The 23,253-nt window shown below is 33.7% G+C and carries 18 protein-coding genes; 8 read left to right on the plus strand and 10 right to left on the minus strand.

Features of this window, described 5'->3' with window-relative positions:
* Nucleotides 1–46: 46 nt before the first annotated feature.
* Nucleotides 47–205 (minus strand): 50S ribosomal protein L34, encoded by a 159-nt coding sequence (rpmH, locus tag KORDIASMS9_RS19605; protein WP_114904480.1) that lies wholly within the window; start codon nt 203–205, stop codon nt 47–49.
* Nucleotides 206–376: 171 nt separating this feature from the next.
* Here rpmH and KORDIASMS9_RS19610 point away from each other — a divergent pair, with 171 nt between their 5' ends.
* Nucleotides 377–940 carry a DUF2892 domain-containing protein gene (locus tag KORDIASMS9_RS19610; RefSeq protein ID WP_114904481.1) on the plus strand — a complete coding sequence of 188 codons (564 nt, stop codon included), beginning with the start codon at nt 377–379 and terminating at the stop codon, nt 938–940.
* 569 nt (nt 941–1,509) lie between these two features.
* On the opposite strand, the gene KORDIASMS9_RS19615 is transcribed toward KORDIASMS9_RS19610, so the two are convergent.
* Complete coding sequence (locus tag KORDIASMS9_RS19615; protein ID WP_114904482.1) at nt 1,510–3,618, minus strand: helix-turn-helix domain-containing protein; 2,109 nt, start codon at nt 3,616–3,618, stop codon at nt 1,510–1,512.
* Nucleotides 3,619–3,849: 231 nt separating this feature from the next.
* Here KORDIASMS9_RS19615 and KORDIASMS9_RS19620 point away from each other — a divergent pair, with 231 nt between their 5' ends.
* Together KORDIASMS9_RS19620 and KORDIASMS9_RS19625 are read left to right on the plus strand one after the other, a co-directional pair.
* Nucleotides 3,850–4,440 carry an ankyrin repeat domain-containing protein gene (locus tag KORDIASMS9_RS19620; protein ID WP_240321088.1) on the plus strand — a complete coding sequence of 197 codons (591 nt, stop codon included), beginning with the start codon at nt 3,850–3,852 and terminating at the stop codon, nt 4,438–4,440.
* Between the two features lie 57 nt (nt 4,441–4,497).
* A complete protein-coding gene (locus KORDIASMS9_RS19625; protein WP_114904483.1) occupies nt 4,498–5,601 on the plus strand; it encodes an acyltransferase family protein in 1,104 nt (367 codons plus the stop codon).
* 165 nt (nt 5,602–5,766) lie between these two features.
* On the opposite strand, the gene KORDIASMS9_RS19630 is transcribed toward KORDIASMS9_RS19625, so the two are convergent.
* The 6 genes from KORDIASMS9_RS19630 to KORDIASMS9_RS19655 are packed head-to-tail and all read right to left on the minus strand — an operon-like array spanning nt 5,767 to nt 13,120.
* Nucleotides 5,767–6,771, minus strand: coding sequence for a hypothetical protein (locus KORDIASMS9_RS19630; protein ID WP_114904484.1), 1,005 nt, complete (start codon nt 6,769–6,771; stop codon nt 5,767–5,769).
* A complete protein-coding gene (locus KORDIASMS9_RS19635; RefSeq protein ID WP_114904485.1) occupies nt 6,761–8,203 on the minus strand; it encodes a hypothetical protein in 1,443 nt (480 codons plus the stop codon). The genes KORDIASMS9_RS19630 and KORDIASMS9_RS19635 overlap by 11 nt, the downstream gene beginning before the upstream one ends.
* Nucleotides 8,200–10,593, minus strand: coding sequence for a hypothetical protein (locus KORDIASMS9_RS19640; RefSeq protein ID WP_114904486.1), 2,394 nt, complete (start codon nt 10,591–10,593; stop codon nt 8,200–8,202). The genes KORDIASMS9_RS19635 and KORDIASMS9_RS19640 overlap by 4 nt, the downstream gene beginning before the upstream one ends.
* A gap of 3 nt (nt 10,594–10,596) precedes the next feature.
* Nucleotides 10,597–11,322, minus strand: coding sequence for a hypothetical protein (locus KORDIASMS9_RS19645; protein WP_114904487.1), 726 nt, complete (start codon nt 11,320–11,322; stop codon nt 10,597–10,599).
* A complete protein-coding gene (locus KORDIASMS9_RS19650) occupies nt 11,295–12,428 on the minus strand; it encodes an AAA family ATPase (RefSeq protein WP_114904488.1) in 1,134 nt (377 codons plus the stop codon). The genes KORDIASMS9_RS19645 and KORDIASMS9_RS19650 overlap by 28 nt, the downstream gene beginning before the upstream one ends.
* 5 nt (nt 12,429–12,433) lie before the next feature.
* Complete coding sequence (locus tag KORDIASMS9_RS19655) at nt 12,434–13,120, minus strand: hypothetical protein (RefSeq protein ID WP_114904489.1); 687 nt, start codon at nt 13,118–13,120, stop codon at nt 12,434–12,436.
* Between the two features lie 160 nt (nt 13,121–13,280).
* Here KORDIASMS9_RS19655 and KORDIASMS9_RS23475 point away from each other — a divergent pair, with 160 nt between their 5' ends.
* From KORDIASMS9_RS23475 to KORDIASMS9_RS19665, 3 genes are all read left to right on the plus strand, one after another.
* On the plus strand, nt 13,281–13,418 hold the full coding sequence (locus KORDIASMS9_RS23475; RefSeq protein WP_162820068.1) for a hypothetical protein: 138 nt from the start codon (nt 13,281–13,283) through the stop codon (nt 13,416–13,418).
* Nucleotides 13,419–13,885: 467 nt separating this feature from the next.
* On the plus strand, nt 13,886–14,725 hold the full coding sequence (locus KORDIASMS9_RS19660; protein WP_114904490.1) for a hypothetical protein: 840 nt from the start codon (nt 13,886–13,888) through the stop codon (nt 14,723–14,725).
* Nucleotides 14,726–14,747: 22 nt separating this feature from the next.
* A complete protein-coding gene (locus tag KORDIASMS9_RS19665) occupies nt 14,748–15,422 on the plus strand; it encodes a hypothetical protein (RefSeq protein ID WP_114904491.1) in 675 nt (224 codons plus the stop codon).
* A gap of 232 nt (nt 15,423–15,654) precedes the next feature.
* On the opposite strand, the gene KORDIASMS9_RS19670 is transcribed toward KORDIASMS9_RS19665, so the two are convergent.
* On the minus strand, nt 15,655–18,258 hold the full coding sequence (locus tag KORDIASMS9_RS19670; RefSeq protein WP_162820069.1) for an ATP-binding protein: 2,604 nt from the start codon (nt 18,256–18,258) through the stop codon (nt 15,655–15,657).
* 192 nt (nt 18,259–18,450) lie between these two features.
* Nucleotides 18,451–21,279, minus strand: a complete 2,829-nt coding sequence (locus tag KORDIASMS9_RS19675; protein WP_162820070.1) for a hybrid sensor histidine kinase/response regulator — start codon at nt 21,277–21,279, stop codon at nt 18,451–18,453.
* Nucleotides 21,280–21,586: 307 nt separating this feature from the next.
* Here KORDIASMS9_RS19675 and KORDIASMS9_RS19680 point away from each other — a divergent pair, with 307 nt between their 5' ends.
* Nucleotides 21,587–22,453, plus strand: coding sequence for a hypothetical protein (locus KORDIASMS9_RS19680; RefSeq protein ID WP_114904494.1), 867 nt, complete (start codon nt 21,587–21,589; stop codon nt 22,451–22,453).
* A gap of 17 nt (nt 22,454–22,470) precedes the next feature.
* Nucleotides 22,471–23,160 (plus strand): hypothetical protein, encoded by a 690-nt coding sequence (locus KORDIASMS9_RS23480; RefSeq protein WP_162820071.1) that lies wholly within the window; start codon nt 22,471–22,473, stop codon nt 23,158–23,160.
* Nucleotides 23,161–23,253: the final 93 nt, after the last annotated feature.

The raw sequence follows: 23,253 nt of genomic DNA on the forward strand, positions 1-23,253 counted from the left end.
GTCGCTTATAAAAAAACAACACCTTATTTGTATAACTAGTATATCATTATTTCTTGTGTCTCAATTCAGATGACACAGAAATTTTCTTTCTTCCTTTAGCTCTTCTGCGGGATAGCACTTTTCTTCCGTTAACAGACGCCATTCTTTCTCTGAAACCGTGCTTGTTTCTTCTTTTCCTTTTTGATGGTTGAAATGTTCTTTTCATTACTTAAAATATCTTTAATTTCTCTTGAATTTAATTATGATCGCACGCGAGATTCCTTTCCAAAAGTGCGGCGCAAATATACAAAGAGTTTTTACTTTAACAAACAGAATTTAAAAAATATTTCCGATTGTTTTTTATACATTTGCAACCTCGATAACTATATACTGATTTATGTTCAACAAAAATATCAAACTTATCATAGCTGGAGGAATTTTTGCCTTCGCAATTTACCAATTTTATGAAGGATATATTGGTAATGGAATCTTTTTAATTTTACTAGCAGCCATTTTTGTTTTATTGTACTTTAAGAATGAATTTATTTTATTGTCATTTTTAAAACTTCGTAAGCAAGATTTTGATGGTGCAAAACGTTTGTTGGCGCGTATTAAGAATCCGCAAACCGCACTGACACGCAAGCAACAAGGCTATTATTATTATTTACATGGAATTATGGCTTCGCAAAGCAATTTAACCGAGGCTGAGAAAAATCTGCGAAAAGCGGAAAAACTCGGTTTAAGCATGTCGCACGATATGGCAATGGTAAAAATGACCTTAGCGGGAATTGCGGCACAGAAGAATCGTAAGAACGAAGCGAAGATTTTAATGAAAGAAGCGAAAACGCTCGATAAACGCGGAATGCTGACCGAACAGATTAAAATGATGGAACAGCAAATGAAACGCGCTGCAAGTGCTCCAAAACAGCATTATGGCAATCGTCAGATGCGAAGAAGATAATATTTTGATGTACGATGTACGATTTTTGAATGTTATAATTTGAAAGTCTTATGATAAAATTTTTAAACGCTTTTTACATGTTGTAGGAAGCGTTTTTTGGTGGTGAAAACTAAACGTCAGTCGACTGCCAAATCTGTATTTCGACAAGCTGAATAGCGCTGTCGAGAACAACTATGAATTGTGAAATTTTCTAAGAACGAAGCAATTCAACATGTAAAATTTAACATTTAAAATCCAACATTGCTTATGATTCGTCCTTGCGAGAATTTTTCACATTGAGCGGAGTCGAAATGTGAAATTCGTGGCAATCTGTTACTTTCAAAGCACAATTTTGTTTTTATTGAAACAGATTACTTTGTCATACTTCCGCGTAATGACGTTTCTAAGATTGGATGTTTGTAGTATGAAACGAAGCAATTCAACATTTAGCACATAGAATTTCAAAGTACTTCTCGATACAAATTTGTTGCACAAATTCACTCGAAGTGACGGTTTGTTATTCGAAGTAAAAGACTTGTAAAAGCAATTCAATATGTAAAATTTAGCATTTAAAAACATTCAATCAAAAATCACAACAATCCATTTTCTTCCAAGGTCTTTTTGGTTTCTGCATGGTTTTCCCAAAATCGATCTTTTATTTTTTGGAATGTGGCATTGTATTCGGGATGTGTTTTAAGTCCGCGCATTAACGGATCTGCTTCCCAAAATAGAATCAACCAATATTGAAAGTTGTTTTTAGTTGCAAACAATTTTAACTGTGCAATCGCTGCATCTTTGTCGCCTTCGTATAAATAACGCATTGCCACACTTGCCGATTGGTACATTGACGTATCATTTTCACAATAAGTTATATATTTATCGTAATGCTTTTTGGCTGTGATAGAATCGCCCATTTTTTCGTAGACAATCGCGATTTTCAAGTTTTCTTGCGGAAAGATGTCTATTTTTTGATCGCTTTGAAGCGCATTGTATTTTTTGTAATAGTGGTACGCCGTTTCATAGTCTTCTTCATAGTAGTGTACCTTTCCTATTTCCTGTAAAAGGTCAATTCGCAACGTATCTTTTTTCCATTCTGTGACTAACTGATTTGTACACTTTTTGATGTCTCTATGTTTTGCATAATTGATATATGCTTGAATATACTTCGTAAATTGATTTTGCGGATTGTACGAATGTGCTAGCTTCATATACGTGTCTGCTTCGTTCACAAATCCACTTTGAATCAACGCATTTCCTAAGTGCAAATAGATAAAACTTTTACCAACAGAATCATTCGCTTGAATGTTGAGTTGAATGCCTTTGAGCGCATATTTTAAATATTTTTCCGTATTCGGAATGGCTCTCGCATACAAATCTGACAAGATTAAAACGACTGCAGCAGCATTTGGGTTGTATTCCAACGCTTTTTCCAAATGTGGAACCGCCAAATTGATCTCTCTATTGTTGACATAATATAAAGCTTTCGCGATGAGACTTTGATCTGATTTGGAATCGTACAATAGTGCTTTGTCTGCGTTTTCATTGAGCTCGTTAGTATATTTTTTTTCGCGTTGATAAACGTCCAAATAAAAGTACGCCATCGCTGCTTTAGCGTATGCCAACGAAAATTTCGGATCAAGTTCCGTGGCTTTTTTGAACAATTCTATGGCTTCAAACAAACTTTCTTGGGTTTGTTTTTGTAAAGGCTCTAAACCTCTTAGGAATACATCATACGCTTCTAGGTTTTCAGTAGGTTTTTTATCAATTTGTGCCAATTCCGCAGGCGTAACCGTAGCTTGTATAGACATTGCAATTTTTTTGGCAACGGTATTTTGCAATGAAAATATATCAACCAATTGATGTTTGTATTGTTCTGTCCAAATGGGCGTATCATTGGTTGCATCAATGAGTTGAATGTGTAATAAAACCTCATCGTCAATTTTTTGTCCGCTGCCTTCTACAATATAATTGACATTCAATTCGTTGGCAATTTCTGCAATGGTTTTGGTCGTATTTCTGTATTTTTCAACGGAAGTGCGACTGATCACGCGTAAGTCTTCTATTTTTTGCAGGTTGTTTAAGGAAGATTCCATCAAACCATTGACAAAATAATAATTTGTGGAGTCGCTGCTCATATTTTTAAATGGCAATACCGCGATGGATTTTGCACGATTTTTTGTTGGCAAATCGTCGTTTGATTGTTCCTTCCATAAAAAACTAATCAACACAATAGTGATCGCAGTAGCGACTACAATAATTTTGTTAAAGTGTGCATTGAAAAAACTTTTTTGCGAAGAATAATTCTCAACACTTTTTGATGTTGTCATTATCGTTTCTTCCGTAATTTCTTCCACAGATGCCAACGGTTTTTTGCGAATTTCACCAGGCGGCACACCATACAATTCTCTAAAACATTTGATGAAATACGAAGTATTGCCAAATCCGACTTCATAGGAAATTTCAGAAACGGTCAATTCGGTTTCGACTAATAATTCCTTGCCTTTGCTCAAACGGATGTTTCGGATGAATTGACTAGCAGAAAGTTCCGTTTGCTTTTTTATTTTTCGCAGCAAATTCGATCGGCTCATGTTGGTTGCTGCTGCCAATTCTGAAACACCAAATTGCTCATTGGAAATGTTTTCCAACACAATCGCTTCTGCTTTCGCTAAAAAGTCGCCCGTAAATGAAGTTTTTGACATGTTTTTATAGCTTCCAAACGAATATATACAATTTCTTGAAACTTCTCAGTTTTGTGATTGATTTTGTGTGATGAAACCTCGTTTTGCGTCATAATTTATATTGTTGCGCCATAATTTTCACGCGTTCCCCAAACTTTATATTTCTTGAATCATCCGTGTTTATTGATGCGTCACGACTTCTCGCATCTTTGTATCAACAAAATAATACTATTCACTTTTAAATAACTTATTATGAAAACACCACAAGTATTCTTTACAAAAATCATCTTTATGTGCATTGTTGCAATTGTTGTTTCTTTAACTTCTTGCGCACAAGAAAACAATTCAAAAACAACTGCAAAAAACGATCAAACGGCAACGGTTGAAGCTCCAAAAATGGACATTCAATCGGCAATTATCGCTGGAAATTTAGACATCGTACGACAGCATATTAAAGCGGGAAGCGATCTTAATACAAAAGAAGCTATGAGCGGCTCTACGCCATTAGTTACCGCAATCACTTTTAATAAACTAGACATTGCAAAAGCATTAATTGACGCCAAAGCAGATCTGTCTATCAAAAATAACGACGGTTCCACAGCTTTGCATACCGCAGCGTTTTTTGGACGTGTGGAAATGGTACAACTTTTAATAGATGCTAATGCTGACAAAACCATCAAAAATAATTTTGGTGCAACGGCTAGAGAAATTGTACTAAGTGATTTTGCGCAGTTAAAACCTATTTACGAAATGCTCATCTTACAATTAAAACCAATGGGTTTTACATTGGATATTGCAACTGTTAAAAAAGCGCATCCTGTCATTGCGATGATGTTACAATAACATCTCGTATTTAGAAGACGCATTCAAAGAAAAATTCACCTTAAAAAACAACTCCTTATGGAATCTACCACTAGAAGACACGATATTGATTGGCTCCGCGTTATTGCGATTGGTTTATTGCTTATTTATCATATTGCCATCATTTTTCAACCTTGGGCCATGTTTATCGCTTTCATTAGAAGTGAAGAACTTTGGGATGGTTTGTGGAAACCGATGACCATGCTTAACATTTGGCGCATTCCGATTCTATTTTATGTATCGGGCATGGGATTGTACTTTGCAATGCGCAAGCGAAATTGGTTGCAATTGATTGCAGAACGCAGCAAACGTATTTTAGTTCCGTTTCTGTTTGGAATCGTAGCCATCACGCCTTTGCACATGTTTGTGTTTCAGAAATATTACAAATTAGCCTTGGATTATTATCCGCACTTTGGACATTTATGGTTCTTGGGGAATATTTTCTGCTATGTGCTACTTCTGTTGCCTGTATTTTTATGTTTGAAGAAATCTGAAAATGGTTCTTTTAAAAAGTGGCTTACAAAGGTATTCAACAATCCTTTTGGCTTGTTATTGGTAAATATTTTATTTGTGATTGAAGTCATGATTTTACAACCCAAACCGTTTGCCATGTATGCAGAGAACTGGCACGGATTCTTTTTAGGCTTGTTGGCATTCTTTTTCGGATTTCTGTTTATGCATGCTGGTAAAACCTTCTGGCAGAATGTCACCAAATGGCGATGGTTGTATGTTGGGATTGCCGCCGTACTATTCACCATTCGATTTGTAGTGTATGCTACCGAAGCACCTGGCTATTTGACCGTTATAGAATCAAATTGCTGGATTTTTGCCGTATTCGGATTTTGTCACAAATACTTAAACAAACCTAGTAAAACACTGTCTTATTTGAGCAAAGCGGCGTATCCAGTGTATATTATTCATATGCTAGTGTTGTATTTGGCAGCCATGTTTATATTGCCGTATCAATTGCCAGCGTACGTGTCATTCATCATCATTACAGTGATTACCTTTGCGGGATGTTTTATCATTTATGAACTGATTATCAAGCGAATTCCTGTGTTACGACCGTTATTTGGATTGAAATGGAGTTTTACCATATTTCATAAGAAGAAGCCGAATACACTACAAACTCTAGAGGAATAAAGAGTTTCATCATTCTTATACCAATTTACACCACTAGTAAAATGCACTTTTTTTTCACCAGAATTTCTATATCATCAAAAAACGAACAGTAATCAATCCATCATTTTAAATGTAAATTGGTATCATAGAAACTGGTGAAAAAGATTTTGCAGAAATCGCAAACAACTACTCCTTTTTCATTCGATAACGCAAAATATCTTTGGTCAGTTGTGTGTCATCAGTAACAAAATGTTTCAGCAAAGACAGTATTTCTTCATTTTTATGATGTTTCGAAATCAACTCGTACGCCATGAATTGAATGTCTTCTTTGGGCGCAATGTCTTTATTGTATTCGTGCGTCAGTGCTTTTAGGAAATTGCATTCGTTTGCTGTGTTTGTTCGTTTGGCTTTGAAATCGTGCAATTCTTTTTCAAGTGCCGCTTTGTTTTTGAAGTTGGCAAAATAGTTATTTGCACAATTAACCGCATCTTTGTTTTCGTTCCAACCTTTGAGAAGCAATTCGTTTGCCGCTATTACATTGTCCATTTTTTTGCGATATAACAACGATGCTTTTACATACTGATAGTTTTTTGAATAGTCGTCTACAACAATTTGATAATGGTGATTCGCTTTCTTTGTATCGTCCATTTTTTGGTATAAATCGCCTACTTTTTCGTTCATATTCAACTCTTTATACAGTTTGATAGATTTTGTATAGGAGCGCGCCAATTCATAACATTCTGCAGCATCTTCTTTGTAATGACACTTTTTTAAATACACATACGCAGCTTCGTTATACAAATGTCCATCTTTTAAAATGGAAGCTGCTCTGTATGGATTTTGCAACAATCGCAATTGCACATACGCTGCTTTTTTGAATTGTTTTTTTTCGATGAAATCATTTGTTATTTTTTCATAATACTGCGCCAAGGTATCAAATTGACGATCGCCAATGGTAGAAGTTCCGCCTGCGCCGCTGCCTCTTGAAGTATTGTTATCTTCAAAGAGAAAGTTTAACAAAAGGATGAATCCAAATAAAACGAGTGCCAAAATGATGAAGCCAACCAAAAAGCTGGGAAAATCATTCGCGATAATCGAAGTCACCACAAGATATACAAATTTCAACAACATCACCACAACGATGAAGAGGATCAATTTTGAATGAAATTCTTTGTCTCTACTACTTGTCATCTCTGAGTGATTTGTTTTTGTTTAGTAAAAAAATGAGCAATCGAATCAAGATTCCTATCGTAATGATGATGAATATGGTTTTTACTTCAGTATCTGTAAACATAGGATACAGCAAATACGCCATTGCAGCTATCAAAAGAAAGATGAGCATTATTTTCCCGTATACAGACAGTTCGTTGCCACCAAAATAGAAATCATAGCCTTTTTTCTTTTTGAGCGTATCATCCTCAAAAGAAAACAATTCACTTTCTTCGGGCAAATTCATCCAAGAAGACGATGTATTCTTATTGGCACTTGCTTTTGGACGCTTCTTGTTTCTTGTAACTATCAAATATCCCACAAAAATAAACCCAACAAAAAAGATTAAAAAAAGCAAAAATCCTTTTAACGTAAAATCGGTAACCGCTTCTTCTGCGGCTACATATTTATTATCTGAGTTGGGATAATTTTCTAATTCCCGCTTTCTACGCGCTGCCGCTTCGTCTTTATCGTTTGTTTCTAGCACCAAAGCTTCATCTGTTGGCGCTTCTTCTTCTGTTGAATTTGGACTGACTGTAAGTTTACCAGAAACCACTTCAATTTGATTTTTTTTGTAGGTATCCACCACGAAAGAACCTATCCAAAAGATGGCAATAATTGCCAAAATACCCACAATTGTTTTAATGGTTGTTTTGGTACTTTCTGAAGCATTTCCCAAGCGAATGGTATCAAAAAAACTACTTTTAAATTTATATTGTGCAAAGGCTTTTCCTCGCGAAGTTCCCAACATATCTAGGGGAACTGCCATTTTTAACGCTGCTTCTGGATTTTTTTCTAAGTATTTTAGGTACTTCTCTATTTCTTTGTTGTTGCCTTCTAATACTTTCTTCATTTCAAACGGCAACTCGTTCGTGTCTACTTTTTCATCCCCTAACGGATTGCTGAGTAGTTTTTCAGTTTCTTTTTCCTCAATTTCCACGCTAAACGCGGTCACTTTCGTGGGAATGTGAATGCCTTTTGCAGGAGTTTCTATGTTTGGAAAATATTCTTTGGGCAATTGTAAAAGCGTGTCCCATTGTACTTCTTCTTTGAGTTCGATCAAGCCATATTCATGATGAAAAAAATGCGGTTTCCCTTGCAATAGTTTTGCATATTCTTCCTGTGTAAGCGACATATTCAACTGTGTGTTTTCAGGAATGTAAAACCCTGTCTGCACTTTTAGAACGCATGGATGATTCAGAATATCTACCTTTTGTTGCGCTGTTTTAAAGATGATCAATACGCCCGAAATACTGTTCACTTCCAAATCAGGACACGGATATATGGTACACTCTGAAAGTTTCAGTTGCATTCGCGTGATTTCCTGCAACCATACTTCGGGAGAAGCATGCTGGATAAAAATACCACAACGCGGATATTTATTGGTATCGGTATGTTGCAATGCTAACTTCATTCACCGTAAAGTATCTGTTGTATAAAAGGTTCTATATATTTGATATCAAACTCGTGTATTTGAATTTTATTGACAACAGCATCTTTCGGTAAAAAATAGTCATTACCCGCAAATTCTTCTCCTGTTGACAAAGCCACGCCAATACCAATGTAGGAAGCTAAATAAAACGTTGGAATCACTGGATTGGAACTTTTAAAACTGATGATTCCGTTTTTATCAATCTCAATCACGCTTCCATCTTCAAATACTGCTTTTTGATTTCGATTGTGAAGATGTATCGTGAATTCTTCGTCTAATCCTGCTGCTTCTTTATCTATCAGTTCAAAATATCCTACAGAAGTGATCAAATCCAAACGGTGCTTGAAATTGAAAACCAATTCTAAATCCAACGTCAGTGTAATGGCATTAATTTTTGTAAATACAGAACCGTCAAAATAGCTAATTTTATTGGTCAAATAAGCTTTGTAGGTGTTTTGCAATGCTTCACTAGGGTTTTCAACAGGCATGTATCCTCTGTCCTGCATCTCAAAATAGGTAAATACAGGCGGATCACTGTAATAATTTTTTGTCACTAAATACAAATCTTCTTTATGAACGATAAGGTGTTTTAAATACGCTTTTTTATATTTAGACATATCAAATTTGTAACTGTACGTCCTATGTTTTGATTTAAAAACCATGTGATTATTTACTGTCCAAAACAATACTAGAAGTTCATCTTGATACATTACTGCCATTTTTTCTTGCTTAATGCCGGTGATGAATCGAATGTCTCTTTGGATCATTGTAAATCCTTTTTTGCGGTCATCCGTACAGAACAAATCGCCATTTTTCTGTAAAATATACGCATGATTTTCATCCGTAAAATTGATGGCTACACGTGTTGGAAAACCGTATAACAACGGATAATTCACGATATAAGGATCTTCTTTCGGTGATTTTTTCTGCGTTGCTCGTTTCTTACGTGGCGGATGTGCCCAAAGTTCTTGTAATGGTAATTGAATGTGTTTGAGCAAACGTTTGGCACCGTTTTTCATTTTGTATACGTCAATGTTTCCTTGACTGTCCGAAGTAATGACGCCTCCAAATTTTGTGTGATATAGGTTGAACAATCGTCGAATATGTTGATGCTCTAAAGTTTTCGCAGTGGTGAATAGCGTGATTTCAATATTTTCTTCTTCACATTCTAAAATAAAGTTTTCAATGGCTTGAGAAGCATCCAGTAAAGGTGACGTGCGTTGCAGTCCATTGATGATTTTTTCTTTCGTATCAAAGTGCAATGGTGTACAGGTTTCGCCCAACGCATAGGGTTGAAAGTTCATTTCATTTTTAGGATGATGAATGAACGAAAATGCGGTTGCAAACGAAAGTATTTTGGGTGTTCCCCAGTTTTTTATGGTCGTGTCTATTAAAAAGATACGTGTGCGTAAGTCTTCTTCTGGCGTAGTTTCTCGGCGAATGAATAAAGCTTCTTTGTTAGCGATTCTATGTAGAAATATCAAATCGTCATTGGCAAATTCTGAAATGAGAATGTTATCAAATTTTCCTTTGTTTGTCACATCAGATATTCCGCCCAACGGCATTTCACCAGGATGTACATAATGCATTGGTAATTGAATTCCTGACCACAATCGCTTGATGAGACTTCCCATAAAGAAGCTTTTGGGATCTTCTATTAATTCTTGAATAAAATCAGGATGTTCACTGTAATGTTCTACTTCTGCATCTTCGGGTTCAACAGGAATTTCTGTCATTTTGAACCAAGCCGTCAACAACGTATCAACGGTTGGATAGCGATGATGCAACAACGCCAACGCATTGATGTCTTTGCTTAATGCTGCAACTGCAATAGCTTCCTTTTCGCTACATTCATTAAGCTTAAAAGGATGCTGAATGAACGCAATGATTTTTTCTGAAAACTTCGGTGATAGACTGTGATTTGCTGTTTCAAACAGAAACACAAACAAATCAAGTCGGTTTTTACCTTTTTTATAGGTTGCTGGCAATCCGATTAAGGTACTTAGAAACGCTTCTGCAGCAGCGAAATCAATATGATCAACCGTTGGGAAGTTTTTGTGTTGTTCTAAAATTTCATTGAAGATTTCCTTAACAGCTACGGCAACTTCGCCTGAGTTTGTTGCCAAAAACGTTAAGATTATTGCGCCAAAAGGAGGAAGTCCAGTATCGGAAAGTAGCTGTAATATTTCCGTGACTTGCTCTTTATAGACAATCGTCATGCCGTCGGGAATGCTGATACAATTGAAACCACCGTGATACTCTTGCGCATCTCGAATCACATTTCCGTGAAACATGTGATCAATTTCCCATTCCCAAAAATAGTCTTGGTAGGATTGAAAGTAATAACTAGCTTTTGTATGCGTTTCGCTCATGGTTTATCGTGACAATCGGTATCCGCTGATTGTGAGTTTTTGTAAGTTTTCTTTTGGAATTTTAAAATAGCTTTGATCGGTTTGCAAGACAATCAAATCTTCATTTTTTGGATTGATATTCTTGTTGAAATAAGTACTTAGTTCTGGATATTCAAAATTGTATCCTGCGGGTATTAGAAAATTTTGAGTTTGCCAATAGATTTTTCCAGGCATGGAAAGTAATGTTGAACCGAGTAAGAGTGCATGATTTTCAATAATTGCCCATTGTATAGGTTGCAAGCGTATGGCAGGCATTTTGGGAATGATTTTGTCCAACACTTCCAACGAAATGAGTTGTGCCGTTGCCGTACGTTCTACACTCGAAGGAATGATATTTAGGTCTATTTTTGCATCAATTCCGAAATAGTTAAAATTATAATCTGGCGTTTCTACAGGCAATGCGCTGTGAATTGGTGACCAAAGCAACGATGTTTTTAAGCGTTCTTCGGGCAGATTTCCACCTAAAAGAAATAACGCGTTTTTATGCTGAAAGTATATTTTTTTGAAAGGAATGCTTCGTATTTCTGGACTGTTTAATTGACTTGGCGCGATTCCGCGTACCCAAATATCATCACCATCAGTCGCCATTCGCAAGGATTTCCACACACGAATTTGCGCTAATTTTTCTTTGTATTTTGATGGCAATCGCAACCAATATTCGGTTATACTTTGTGCAATATTTCTTTCCACAATTGGTCAATTTCGGCGTTTATGTATTGTTTTTTCTGTTGATCTTTTACCCAATCCGTACGATTTTGCAAGTAGCGCAATTTGTCTTTGATCACATTTAATTCTTGCAATGAAATTTCTTGATTGGAAAATTTTTCTTTTAGGTTGGAAACTTCATTCATCAATTCTTCCGGATTCGGTGCTTTGTTGAAGAATGCTTGCGGATGCACACTTTCTTCAGCTTTCTCCTTTTCTATCAGTGCATTTACGGTAGCTTGCAGCGTTTCTATTTGTTCTTCTGTGCTCCATATATATTTTAACACCCACAAATCGGAAAGTATGGCTTCTTCTCTATCGCACAACATGGCGCTTGCCGCTACTAGGTTTTGCATTTTTACTGCACGTCGGTCCGAGACTTCAATGCCTGTACTTCGCAAACTATGAATTAATTCAATGTATGCACTTCGAATGGACGCTAGATTTACATTTTTTACTTTTTGTTGTAGGTCTTTGATTTCTTCGGGAGAAATTTGAGTTTGCGCCCATTTTTCTTTGCGTTCTAGCTTCCAACCTGCTTGCAATACTTCTTCCAAACGATCGGGTTTTACGTTGTCTACTTTTAATCGGATTAGGAAACGATCTAACAAGGCTGCCAGTGCTTCGTCTTCTGGCAATTGATTGCTTGCACTGATAAACATTAATGCTGGCAATGCTTTTGTTTCTTTTCCGCGACGGAATATTTTTTCGTTCAACGCCATGAGTAAACTGTTCAAAATCGCTGAATTCGCATTGAATATTTCATCTAAAAACACCAACGAAGCTTCCGGAAGCATTCCGTCTGTATTCGTAACCAATTCTCCTTCTTTCAACAACCGAATGTCTAGCGGACCAAAGATTTCGTTGGGTTCTGTGAATCGCGTTAGTAGATAATCAAAGTTAACACCTCCAATGACATGACTTGATAATTGCTTCACGATGGCACTTTTTGCCGTTCCTGGAGGTCCTAATAGGAATACATTTTCTCTGGCTAGTAAGCCAATTCCTAGCAAATCAATGACCTCATCTTTGCCAACAAAGACATTTTTGATTTCATCGAGAATGGTTCGTATTTTTTTTGTTTCGTTCATAGTATTTATACTTCCACTGAAAACGCGCTCCAAAATTGTTGTGCATGCTCTCCTAGATGGATAGCAACGTTTTCTTGAATGATTTTATGTGCCGTAAGGCTGATGTCTTTTTGTGCGATGACTCTGTCAATGAAGAGCGTTCGGAAACAGTTATTTTGAAAGAGTGACGCGAGTTTTTCTTCTTTGATTTCTAGGTCTAGATCATGTCCGATCGTTGTATATGGAAATTTTTCTAGTTGTGTTTTGAGGAGTTTCACCAACCAATCATCAAAATCAATATGTTCTAATTCTTTGATGATGAACGGCAAGAATCTGAGTGATATATCTGCCGAAAGGCATACACTTGGCGTAAGTTCTCCTTTGAAATCTTCAAAAAACTTGTTGAGATTTTTCGGTTCTTCTAAGCGATGTGCTAAGAATTGTGCTGCGTAATAGATGGTTTTTGCTGCCCAAGTGGCGGTTTCTTTGTCAAAAAGCGGCGCATCAAACGGATAGTTCAACGATTCATTTTCATACTCTTGCGCTAAAAAATCGGTTACATCATTCAGTTCACTTGTCGTGACTTTTGGTTCGCTTGTGTATAAGACAAATTGCCCTGAAGTGCGTAAGTGGTGAATGGTTTGTAGTATGTTGTTTTGTATGCTCAAGAGCGTAATATCGTGATGATTCGTGTTTGAATCCGTTGGTAACACTCAAAAGAACGAATTTTTTGTGTAATTGACAATTTTAGGCGTCAATTTTGACATTTTAAACCATAAACGTACTGCAATTAGTTGAATTTACGGGAATACCGTACTGAACTCTAGTTTGGTTTTAATAATTTGAATTTTATTAACCACAATTTTAAGAATCATGAAAAAACAAAAAATCACATCGTTACAACTCAACAAAAAAGCGATTTCAAAGTTTGAAGTAAAAACCATCACAGGTGGAGATGACACAAGATGGGCGTATGCAGGTACTTATTATTGCTGTATTCGTTATAAGTAGAATTGTTTATTCATAAAAAACTTATTTATAATGTATGTAAAAGCCGTTTCAAAATAATTGAAACGGCTTTTTTTTATACAGTCATTTTTATGTGTTTTCTAATCTTGAACATAGTTTCAAAAAACACAATATCTTCTCGCATTCTCATCTCAATTTTTTTGCTTGTTTTTGGTCTTTAAAACAAGCAAAATATTCTGTTTTTTGTCTAAAAAAACGAGCAAAGAGAAAAAAAGAACGTATAGGTTAAAAATGAGCACTCTGTAAAAAAAAAGAAAATGATATCGTACAAAAAGAGAGAGCAGAAGGTAGCCTTTTTATAAATATTTGCCTTGTTGCAATGAGAGATGGTTTTTGAATGCGCGCTTTAATAATTATTCAAATACTATATGTAATCATTCAATAAAGTAATAGGCAAAGATACTTTGCAAAATTTATAACCAAAATTATTAACCTTTAAAATTTTTTGTATGAAATTAACATTTTTAAGACAAGTGTTTCAAGTAAGAGTTATCGTCTGTGCTTCTATGCTACTCGGAGTTACATTCCTATTGTATGCATGTAGCGATGATAACTTGGAAAACCGAGATAACGATGCTAGCGAAAGCATTGAAATCGAAACTGAAGGATCATTAAAATTAATGGTCGACGGGCAATTTGATAAGAATATTGCTGACATGAATGAAATTGAAAATGGAGTATATAAGTATGTCATTAAAGACAGTGAAGAAGATGTTGTTTACGCGTACACTGACGATAATGCTTTTAAACAATTTGATAATTATGATGTATTTAAATCAAAAATGCCAGAATTAAATAGAACTTCTTTTAAAAGTTTACCAAACTATGATGAAAGTGAAATTTTAGTCAATATTGAAAGTAACAGACGTAATGCCATAAGTAATACGCCAACAAAAGCTAGTACCTCAAATGATATTGCTCATATTGCGAATTATGATTGGCCATTACATGAAAATACTTTAGTAGCTCATTTTGATTTTACCAATTCTTGGTATGACACCCATTATGTGGTTGAATTAAGTCAAAATTTACCTCAGGCAAACAGTACTCTTACACATTATCATTATACTGATATGGATAATGTTTTTAATAGTACTTGGAACGGATATATAAGATATGGATTTGCAAATGCAGATCATACCATAGTAAAAAGTACTCGTAATACCGTTTTTAACCTTCTCTTATTCTCAGGTAACGACTACACAGGAACATATTACTGGTACACAATTCAACCATACTCAGGTATTGAAGTTCCAAATAATAATTACGGATCAATTTATCTTTTTTAATTATCAATAAAATTTTGAAAACATGAAAATAGTAAAACAAATAACAGTCGCATTAGTATTATTAGTATCATTTAACACCCACGCAACTACTGCGTGTATTGAAGATACCGAAGACATTAAAAATAGGTTAATTACTGAAATGGCTGAAGATGACGCTGTGGCATCGCTATACGTAAACTTAGCATTTGTCTCATTTATCGAATCCGCTAAAAAAGAATTTGATATAAGTGGAGAAGAATTTGAAATTAATTACGAAAAGCTTCAAACAGGATTAAATACAGACTTAGAAATCATTAGAAATAAATATCCTGAATTTTATGACTTAAGCGAAGAAGATAAAAAAGACGTTACAAAAGGACTCAGAAGTAGATCAAAAAAAATCAAGGATACAGTAAATTGTGTAATAGCTGGCACAGTCGGAATTGGAACTGCCTGTGGTTTAACATTTGCACAACGTGCTTTAAAAAAATATGGGGCATGTATGCTTGCAGGTGGATTATTTGAAATAGCTGAAGTAATATTATCGGAAGGAAGTGCTTCTGGTTTGATACCAGAACAAATGTCTGGCATAAATACAATGTGTTTGAGATTCGCTTTGCGCCTAGATAGAGTAACAGCAGAAACAATAGGCAGTTGTATAGTTATTGGATTATTAGCAGAAATTTCAGCCTGTGGGACAATCTATTTCCTTTCCTAATAACTACTATGTTCAAAAATTACATCACAAATCAAAATAGTTTTTAATTTTTAGACAATTATTATATAAAATACTTCATTTAATTTATTAAAATTCAATTAAGTAAAACAGTCTATATTAATTACGTTATTAATTTGTTTCAAATAAAAAAACTCCCAAAGAAGTTTATATACATTCTTTGGGAGTTCTTATTTTATAATAAGTTAACGTATACCTATTTAGGCATAAAAGTTTACGAAAACTTATCCTGAGCCTGATACTTTCTAATGAGTTCCCCTGGATTGAGTCCAAAGCGTTTTACAAATACTTTATTGAAGTACGAACGACTATTTAATCCTACTGCATATAAAATTTCATTGATGCTGTTGTAGTTATTTTTAACAATCAACTCATACGCCTTTTGCAATCGAATTTCCAAAATTACTTTGACAGGTGTCATGCCTGATTTTTGCTGTACTATTTGTGCAAACTGTTTGTGACTGTAACCACATTCTTGGGCAAGTTGATGAATGGTAAATTCTTTATTTGTGAGATTCTCTAAGATAATTGTATTAATTTTTTCCATAAACTCCGCATACGCACCATTGAACGTAATGGACTCATTTTCTATGCTTTGTAATTGTCTTTTGTAGATATCTTTTTCTAAATGAAAATTGATTCGCGTGATCAGTTCCGCACTATCAAAAGGTTTGATGAGATAGTCGTACACGCCGTATTTTTCTTTTTGATGCTCCAAATAGTCTTCTGGAGAAGCAGTGATGATAATGAATGGCGTAGCTTCATAATTTCCAAGTTTGTCTAATTCCAATTTCAGTTTGTGTCCGTCCATTAACGGCATTCGCAAGTCTGATAGAATTAAGTCGTATTGTTTCTTTTTGGCAAAGGCAAGTGCTTGTGCGCCATCAAAAGCTACTGTACATGATAAAAATGGTTCTAATAAGTCTTTTAAGTAGCCAATCATTTCAATATTGTCATCTACAATCAAGATTTCAGGCAAGTTGGTTTCGTTATCAGTCGTAACTATTTCTAATTGAGATATATTTTGAAAATCCTGTGTTTTTTCATCAATATATAAAAGTGGATTTTCCATTGCCAATGGCAATTGAATGGTAAATACACTTCCGACATTCTTTTCACTATCCAGCGTAATGGTTCCTTTTAATTTCTTTATGAGTTCATACACGAGTGACAAACCGATGCCAAAACCTCCATTGGTAAGATTGTTTTTTGTTTGATAAAAACGATCGAATATCAGTTGTTGCTCCTCTTTGTCAATTCCGATGCCTTCATCTTTAATAATAATATTCAAGCCGCTTTTATCAATAAATGTATGCACATAAATTCCATACGTTGGACTTGTATATTTGAGCGCATTGGACATGATGTTATTGATGATTTTGCGCAAATCATCATACGGAAATGTAATATTCTGATTGGATTTTATATTCGATTTGTAATAGATATGTACGCCTTTGATCTCCGCGACTCCTTGAAACGCATGTACCTGTTCACGAAGAAAAGCTTCCATTTTTTCAACCGTTTGTTTGCTTTCCGTTGGTTTTTTATCCAGTTTTAGAAGCGTTAAAAAGTTATTAAGCATTTGAATGACTTGTCCATTATTTCGGATTGTTAAATCGGCATATTTTTTTATTTTCCCATAATCCATGGTATTGGTAATCATGCTTAAATATCCTGTAGTGATCGTGATGGGCGTTCGGATTTCGTGTGATAGATTCTCTATAAAATTATTTTTAATTGCTGCAATCTCTTTCATTTTTTCGTTTTCATATTGCAGCTTCAATCGATTCTTTTTACGCTTGTAGAGGATGATAAGAAAAATAAGAAGCGATACCGCTACAGAGACGAAAAGTGTTGAGAGGATATAAAATTTCTTTTTTTGGTCTGCCATTAGTGCATTCATTCTGCTTTCTTCCTCTAATGCTTTGATTTTTTTGTCACGCTTCAATTTAAAATTAAGAATCGTAGCACTTACATTGAGATTAAAGCTTTTTACGGAATTTCTAACATCATTATATTTTTTAAAGCCACTCAAAGCTTCTTTGTAATTTCCTAAAGCTTCATTGACTAAATGCTCCATTTTGTGAAACTTTATCATCTCAAATTGTTCAACATACTGTAAAGCTGTGCTTGCTTTTGCCTTATTTATTAATTTCAATGCCTCTTTATAGTCATCCTCCTGACAAGCTATCATCGCTAAATAAAGATATTTGATGGCTTCATCTTCTGGTTGTGCAGCAGCTTTAATATTGTGTAGCTTTTCCAGAGAAGTACGCACAGCATCATAGTTGTTCATATTTAAGTAGCGTCTCATGAGTACTTTGTAGTACTTTCTCAATACCATTTTATCTGCTGCAAAGTCCTGTATGTTTAATGATCCTAAACGTTGAATTGCTTCTTTAGTCTTTCCTGTAAATCCATTGTATTGTGCGTTATTAATAAGGATTTGTGCTTTTAAGGATTTGGAGATCGGTTGCTCTAAATACTGGTTCATCAGTATGGCATCGGTTTCCTTTGACAAATTAAAATTTCTGATTTTCTTATAGATTTCTGCAAGTTTTAAATAGGTAACCACTTTTTGATCAGTGGCATTTACTTTTTCAAAATATGCCAACGCATCATATAATAATCGAATAGATTCAAAGTACTCTTTTTCAAATGTTTTTTCATTCCTAAGATGATACCTTGCATCTAGTGGAATTACAGTTTTTGTAGATAGTTCTTTGACTTTTAAGTAGTAATAATCTAAAGAATCCGTTTTCGTAGTAACATCGTTTGCAAATTCGGAGTTAGGTGTAAATTTATTTTTTGTGTACAAGAAATTTACAACCAGAAGGCACAAGAATAAAAGGCTTTTTTTCATAACCTCTAAAGTAAATTAAAATCTATTAAAATAGTTTATGGGTTTTCCACAAAATAAGTAAGGTTTTATAAGATGCTAAAAAGCATAAAATGAACAATTTTTAGTGTGACAAGAAATTCGCGTTTCAAAAACGATTAAGACTGCATTTTAAGAGGCTTTTTTTTGAATTTTTCGCTTTTTAATTAAATCTCCTGGTTTGAGTCCAAAGCGCTTGACAAATACTTTATTGAAGTATGAACGACTGTTTAATCCGACAGCGTATAATACTTCGCTAATGTTGTCATAATTATCTTTCACTATTAAATCATACGCCTTTCGAAGACGAATTTCTAAGATCATTTTTACAGGTGTTAAACCCGTTTTTTCTTGAACAATTTGTGTAAACTGTTTGTGTGAATATCCGCATTGTTCTGCCAAATCACTAATACTGAAATTATTGTTGTTAAGGTTTTCTTGTATGATATTATTTATTTTATTCATGAATTCGGCGTACGCACCTTTGTATTCAATTTTTTCTACTTCTGCATTTTGCAACTGTTCTTTGTATATATTTTGTTCAAGATGATAGTGTATTCGTGTCAATAATTCCGTTCCTTCAAAAGGTTTTATGAGGTAATCATGAATACCATATTCTTCCTTATGATGTGCAAGATAATCTTCTGCGGAAGCTGTTATGATGATAAATGGTGTGGTTTCGTAACCTTTGATTTTATTTAATGAAGTTTTTAGCTCAGATCCATCCATCAAGGGCATGCGTAAGTCTGATAGTATAATATCGTATTGTTTCTTTTTAGCAAATACTAATGCTTGTGCGCCATCAAACGCAAATGTACATTCTAATGATGGTTCTAATAGGTCTTTTAGATAGCCAATCATTTCAATATTATCATCTACAATTAAGATTTTAGGTAAGCTATTTGAGGTGTCAATCGTTGGAAGTTCAGGCTTGGATATACTTTGGAATACTTCTACATTTTCATCAATATATAAAAGCGGATTTTCGATGGTTAGCGGTAATTGAATCGTGAACACACTTCCTACATTTTTTTTACTGTCTAGTTGAATAGTTCCATTAAGTTTCGTTATTAATTCATGTACTAGCGATAAACCAATTCCAAAACCTCCATTCGTAAGATTGTTTTTGGTTTGGTAAAAACGATCGAAAATCAGCTTTTGTTCTTTTTTATCAATTCCGATGCCTTCATCTTTAATGATAATATTTAAACCATTTGTATCTATATATGTATGGACATAAATTCCATATTTAGGACTTGTGTATTTTACGGCGTTAGACACAATATTGTTAATGATTTTTCGCAAGTCTTCGTATTGAAACTCAATTTTTTGATTTGTTTTTATATTCGATTTATAATAGACATAGACACCTTTAATTTCAGCTACTCCTTGAAATGCTTCGACACTTTCCTTCAGAAAGCTACCCATTTCAACAACTGTTTTTTTACTTTCCGATGGATTTTTATCTAGTTTTAAAAGTGTTAAAAAATTATTTAACATTTCTATAATCTGCTTGTTGTTACGTACTGTTAAGTCTGCATATTTTACAATTCTTGAATAATCCATTGCATTGTTGGTAATCATTTGTAAATAGCCCGTCGTAATAGTAATTGGTGTTCGGATTTCGTGCGATAAATTTTCAATAAAATTGTTTTTGATTTCTGCAATTTCCTTCATTTTATCATTTTCATATTGCAATTTGAGCCGTTTCTTTTTACGCGTATGCAATATGATTAAGAAAATTAGAATCAGTACCGATGCAGAAACTAAAAAGGTTGAAAAAATATAGAATTTCTTTTTTTCGTCCATAATCAAAGCATTTATTTCACTTTTTGCTTCTAAATCTTTAATTTTTTTATCGTGATTTAACTTAAAGTTTAAAATGGAAGCGTTTAGATTTAGGCTAAAGTTTTTGAGATCATTTCTAACTGAATGATAATTATTTAACGATTGGAATGCTTTTCGATAATTCCCAAGCGCTTCATTTGCCTTATATTCAACTTTATAAAATTTTATTAAATCAAATTGTTCTACATACTTAAAAGCTGTGCTCCTTTTAGCACTATCAATATATTTTAAAGCTATAATAGGATTTCCTTCAATACTGAATTGTCCTGCATAATAAATATTTTTCATGACTTCATCCGCTGGAGAGAAAAGATTAGGTATCGCATACATTTTGTCAAGATATACTTTTGCAGAATCAAGTAATTTTAATTTTGTATATCGTTTATTCAATTCGTCATAGTAATATTTCAAAACATAAGGTTGGTCTGAAAAATCATTTACATTCAAACTTTTTAATAAACGGATAGCTTCTCTATTTTTACCTAAAGAAGCAATGTAAGATGCATGATTTATATGTATTTGATTTTTATGAAGTATTGAAATCGGTTTATGTAAGTAATGATTCATCAAAATAGAATCCATTTCTTTAGACAAGTCTTTGCTTTTTATTTTTTTGTAGAGTGCTGCTAATTTTAAGTAGACTTTAATTTCTTTATCTACGATACTGTTTTTTTTGAAATAGTCCAATGCATTGTACAAACAACGAATTGATTCAAGATACTTTTTTTCAAACATCATTTTTTCAAACAAATACAATTCTGCTTCACCAAGAATCTTCATATTTCCAGACTCTTGTTTTATTTTGTTGTAAAAATAATAAACAGAATCATATTGCTTCTTTTCATCATACTGATGCATTAAGAACAAGATTTCCAGCTCTTTGAAATTGATTCCTGTAGAATCATTTTCTGAGTTTAGATGTTCCCTTTTCAAGAAGTCTGAAATCATATTTTCTCTTTGAGATAAAGAGTCATTTGGTATTCCAGAAACGTCATGCAATGCTTTTTCGTGAAGTTCATATAATGACCTCTCGTTGATAGTAGCAAATAAGTTATTTAAACATAAAAAGCTATAAAACAATAAACTAAATAGTAAAGCTACTTTCTTTTTCATAGATAAATTAACGAAATATCTAGAAATATTCATTACGGTTTTTCCTTCAAAACTAGTACGGTTAAAAAAAAGACAACCAATGTAAAAAATGAGCAACTCTTAAAAATAATACAAACAATCATCGTAAAAAAAGAGAAAATAGAAACTGATTTTTTTATGAATCTTTGTCCTGTTGAAATGATAGATAGTTTTGAATGCGCGCTTTAATATTGTTTAAATACTATTTGTAATCACGAAACAAAATAATAAAATGCAAAAAAGTTTTGCAAATTAACAATCCAAATTATTAACCTTTAAAATTTTAACTATGAAAAAAACATTTTTTAAACATGTGTTTAAACTGAAAGTTATGGCTTCCTTCATAATATTAGTTTCAGCAACTTTAGTACTACATTCTTGTAGTGAAGATAACTTAGAGACAGATACAGCAAACGATGCTACTGAAAATGCTAGCCTTGGAGATCAAAAAGCATTGAAATTAAATGTCAATGGTCAATTTAAGGAATACATTACAAGTGTAGATGTAATTGATCACAAAGAATTTAAATACATACTTGTTGATCCTGAAAATAATATTATAGATGCATTTACTGATACAGATGCTTTTCAGAAGCACAATGGTCATGCAAACATTAAAGAACAAATAAATAGTATAAAGGCAGAAACTAGCAATACCGTGTTTCCATTCAATTCAGCAGAAGAAGCTGAGCAAGCTATTATTCAGGATATGACTAATCTTTTTGGTGATAAAATCCAAAATCCGCTAGATACCGATTATAGTAAAAGTGAAGCAAATAGTTTATCGTTCATTTTTGACCACGACTGGCCTAACCACACCAATTCATTATTAGCGCATTTTGAAGGTAATAGTGCTTTCACTAGTATTGATTACCATTTAGTTGCTAAATTAAAAATAAGTACTATCGCTGATAGTGAAGTAGGACATTTACATTTAGAAACAACTAATTCAATATACAATCTGCCTAATTACAATTTAAGTTCTTTTTTCTTAAATGCAAATGAAACCACCATACAAAACACTTACAATTATAGAAAGTATTTATACTTATATACAGATTCAAATTACAATGGAACATTATTTCTTTACATAATAGAAAAAGACTCTGATGTTAACATACCTAAAATGAATTTTAAATCAATCTATATATTTTAACTACTAAAACTTAAAAAATGAAAAAATTAAAAAAAATATCTTTAGTTTTTGCTTTCCTAGCGCTAGCTATTACAAATGTACATGGAAGTGAAATTAACAAAAATGAATTGATTCATAAGATGTCAAATGATACAGAAGTAGCTGATTTTTGCATCACCTTGTTAAAGGAAAAAATGACAATGAATGTATATGGAAATGCTGAATTAATTAAAAACTCTGAATTATTAAAGGATTTGAGTGTCATTAAAGCAGAAAATGCAAAAATTGTGCGAAATAAATACCCTGAGTTATTAAAACTTGAATTAAATGAAAGACGCGAAGTATTTAATGAAGTTTTAAGTAAAAGTACCAATTATAAAAACCAACTTAAATGTTTAGGAATGAACATTCTACGATTAGCCGCCGCTGAGATATTTGTAGGAACTGGATTTGCGGTTAAATGGAAACTTACAAAATTAGGTCTTTGTGCTGCTGCCGCTGTTGCGGTTGATGCTGCTGAGGAAGTAGAAAGTGCAGGTTTAGTGACCGGAACAATGCCAGCTCAAGTTGCAGCTGAAACTAAATTTTGTATAGCTATAAGTACTGCTTTACAAGTTGGTCAACTGTTAATTATTGAAGAAGGCGTACGAAGAATACTATTTGCTTGTAGCAATGATACAGCCTATGATTTTGACAAGGATGCTGATGAGGATGGAGTAAATGACTAATAGTATCACGAATCATATTTGGTTACTACAAAACCATAATTAAGGAACACATTATATATGCCTTAGTTACATTTTATAAGTTTTTTCAAAAAA

The sequence above is a fragment of the Kordia sp. SMS9 genome (genome assembly GCF_003352465.1).
Classification (GTDB): Bacteria; Bacteroidota; Bacteroidia; order Flavobacteriales; family Flavobacteriaceae; genus Kordia.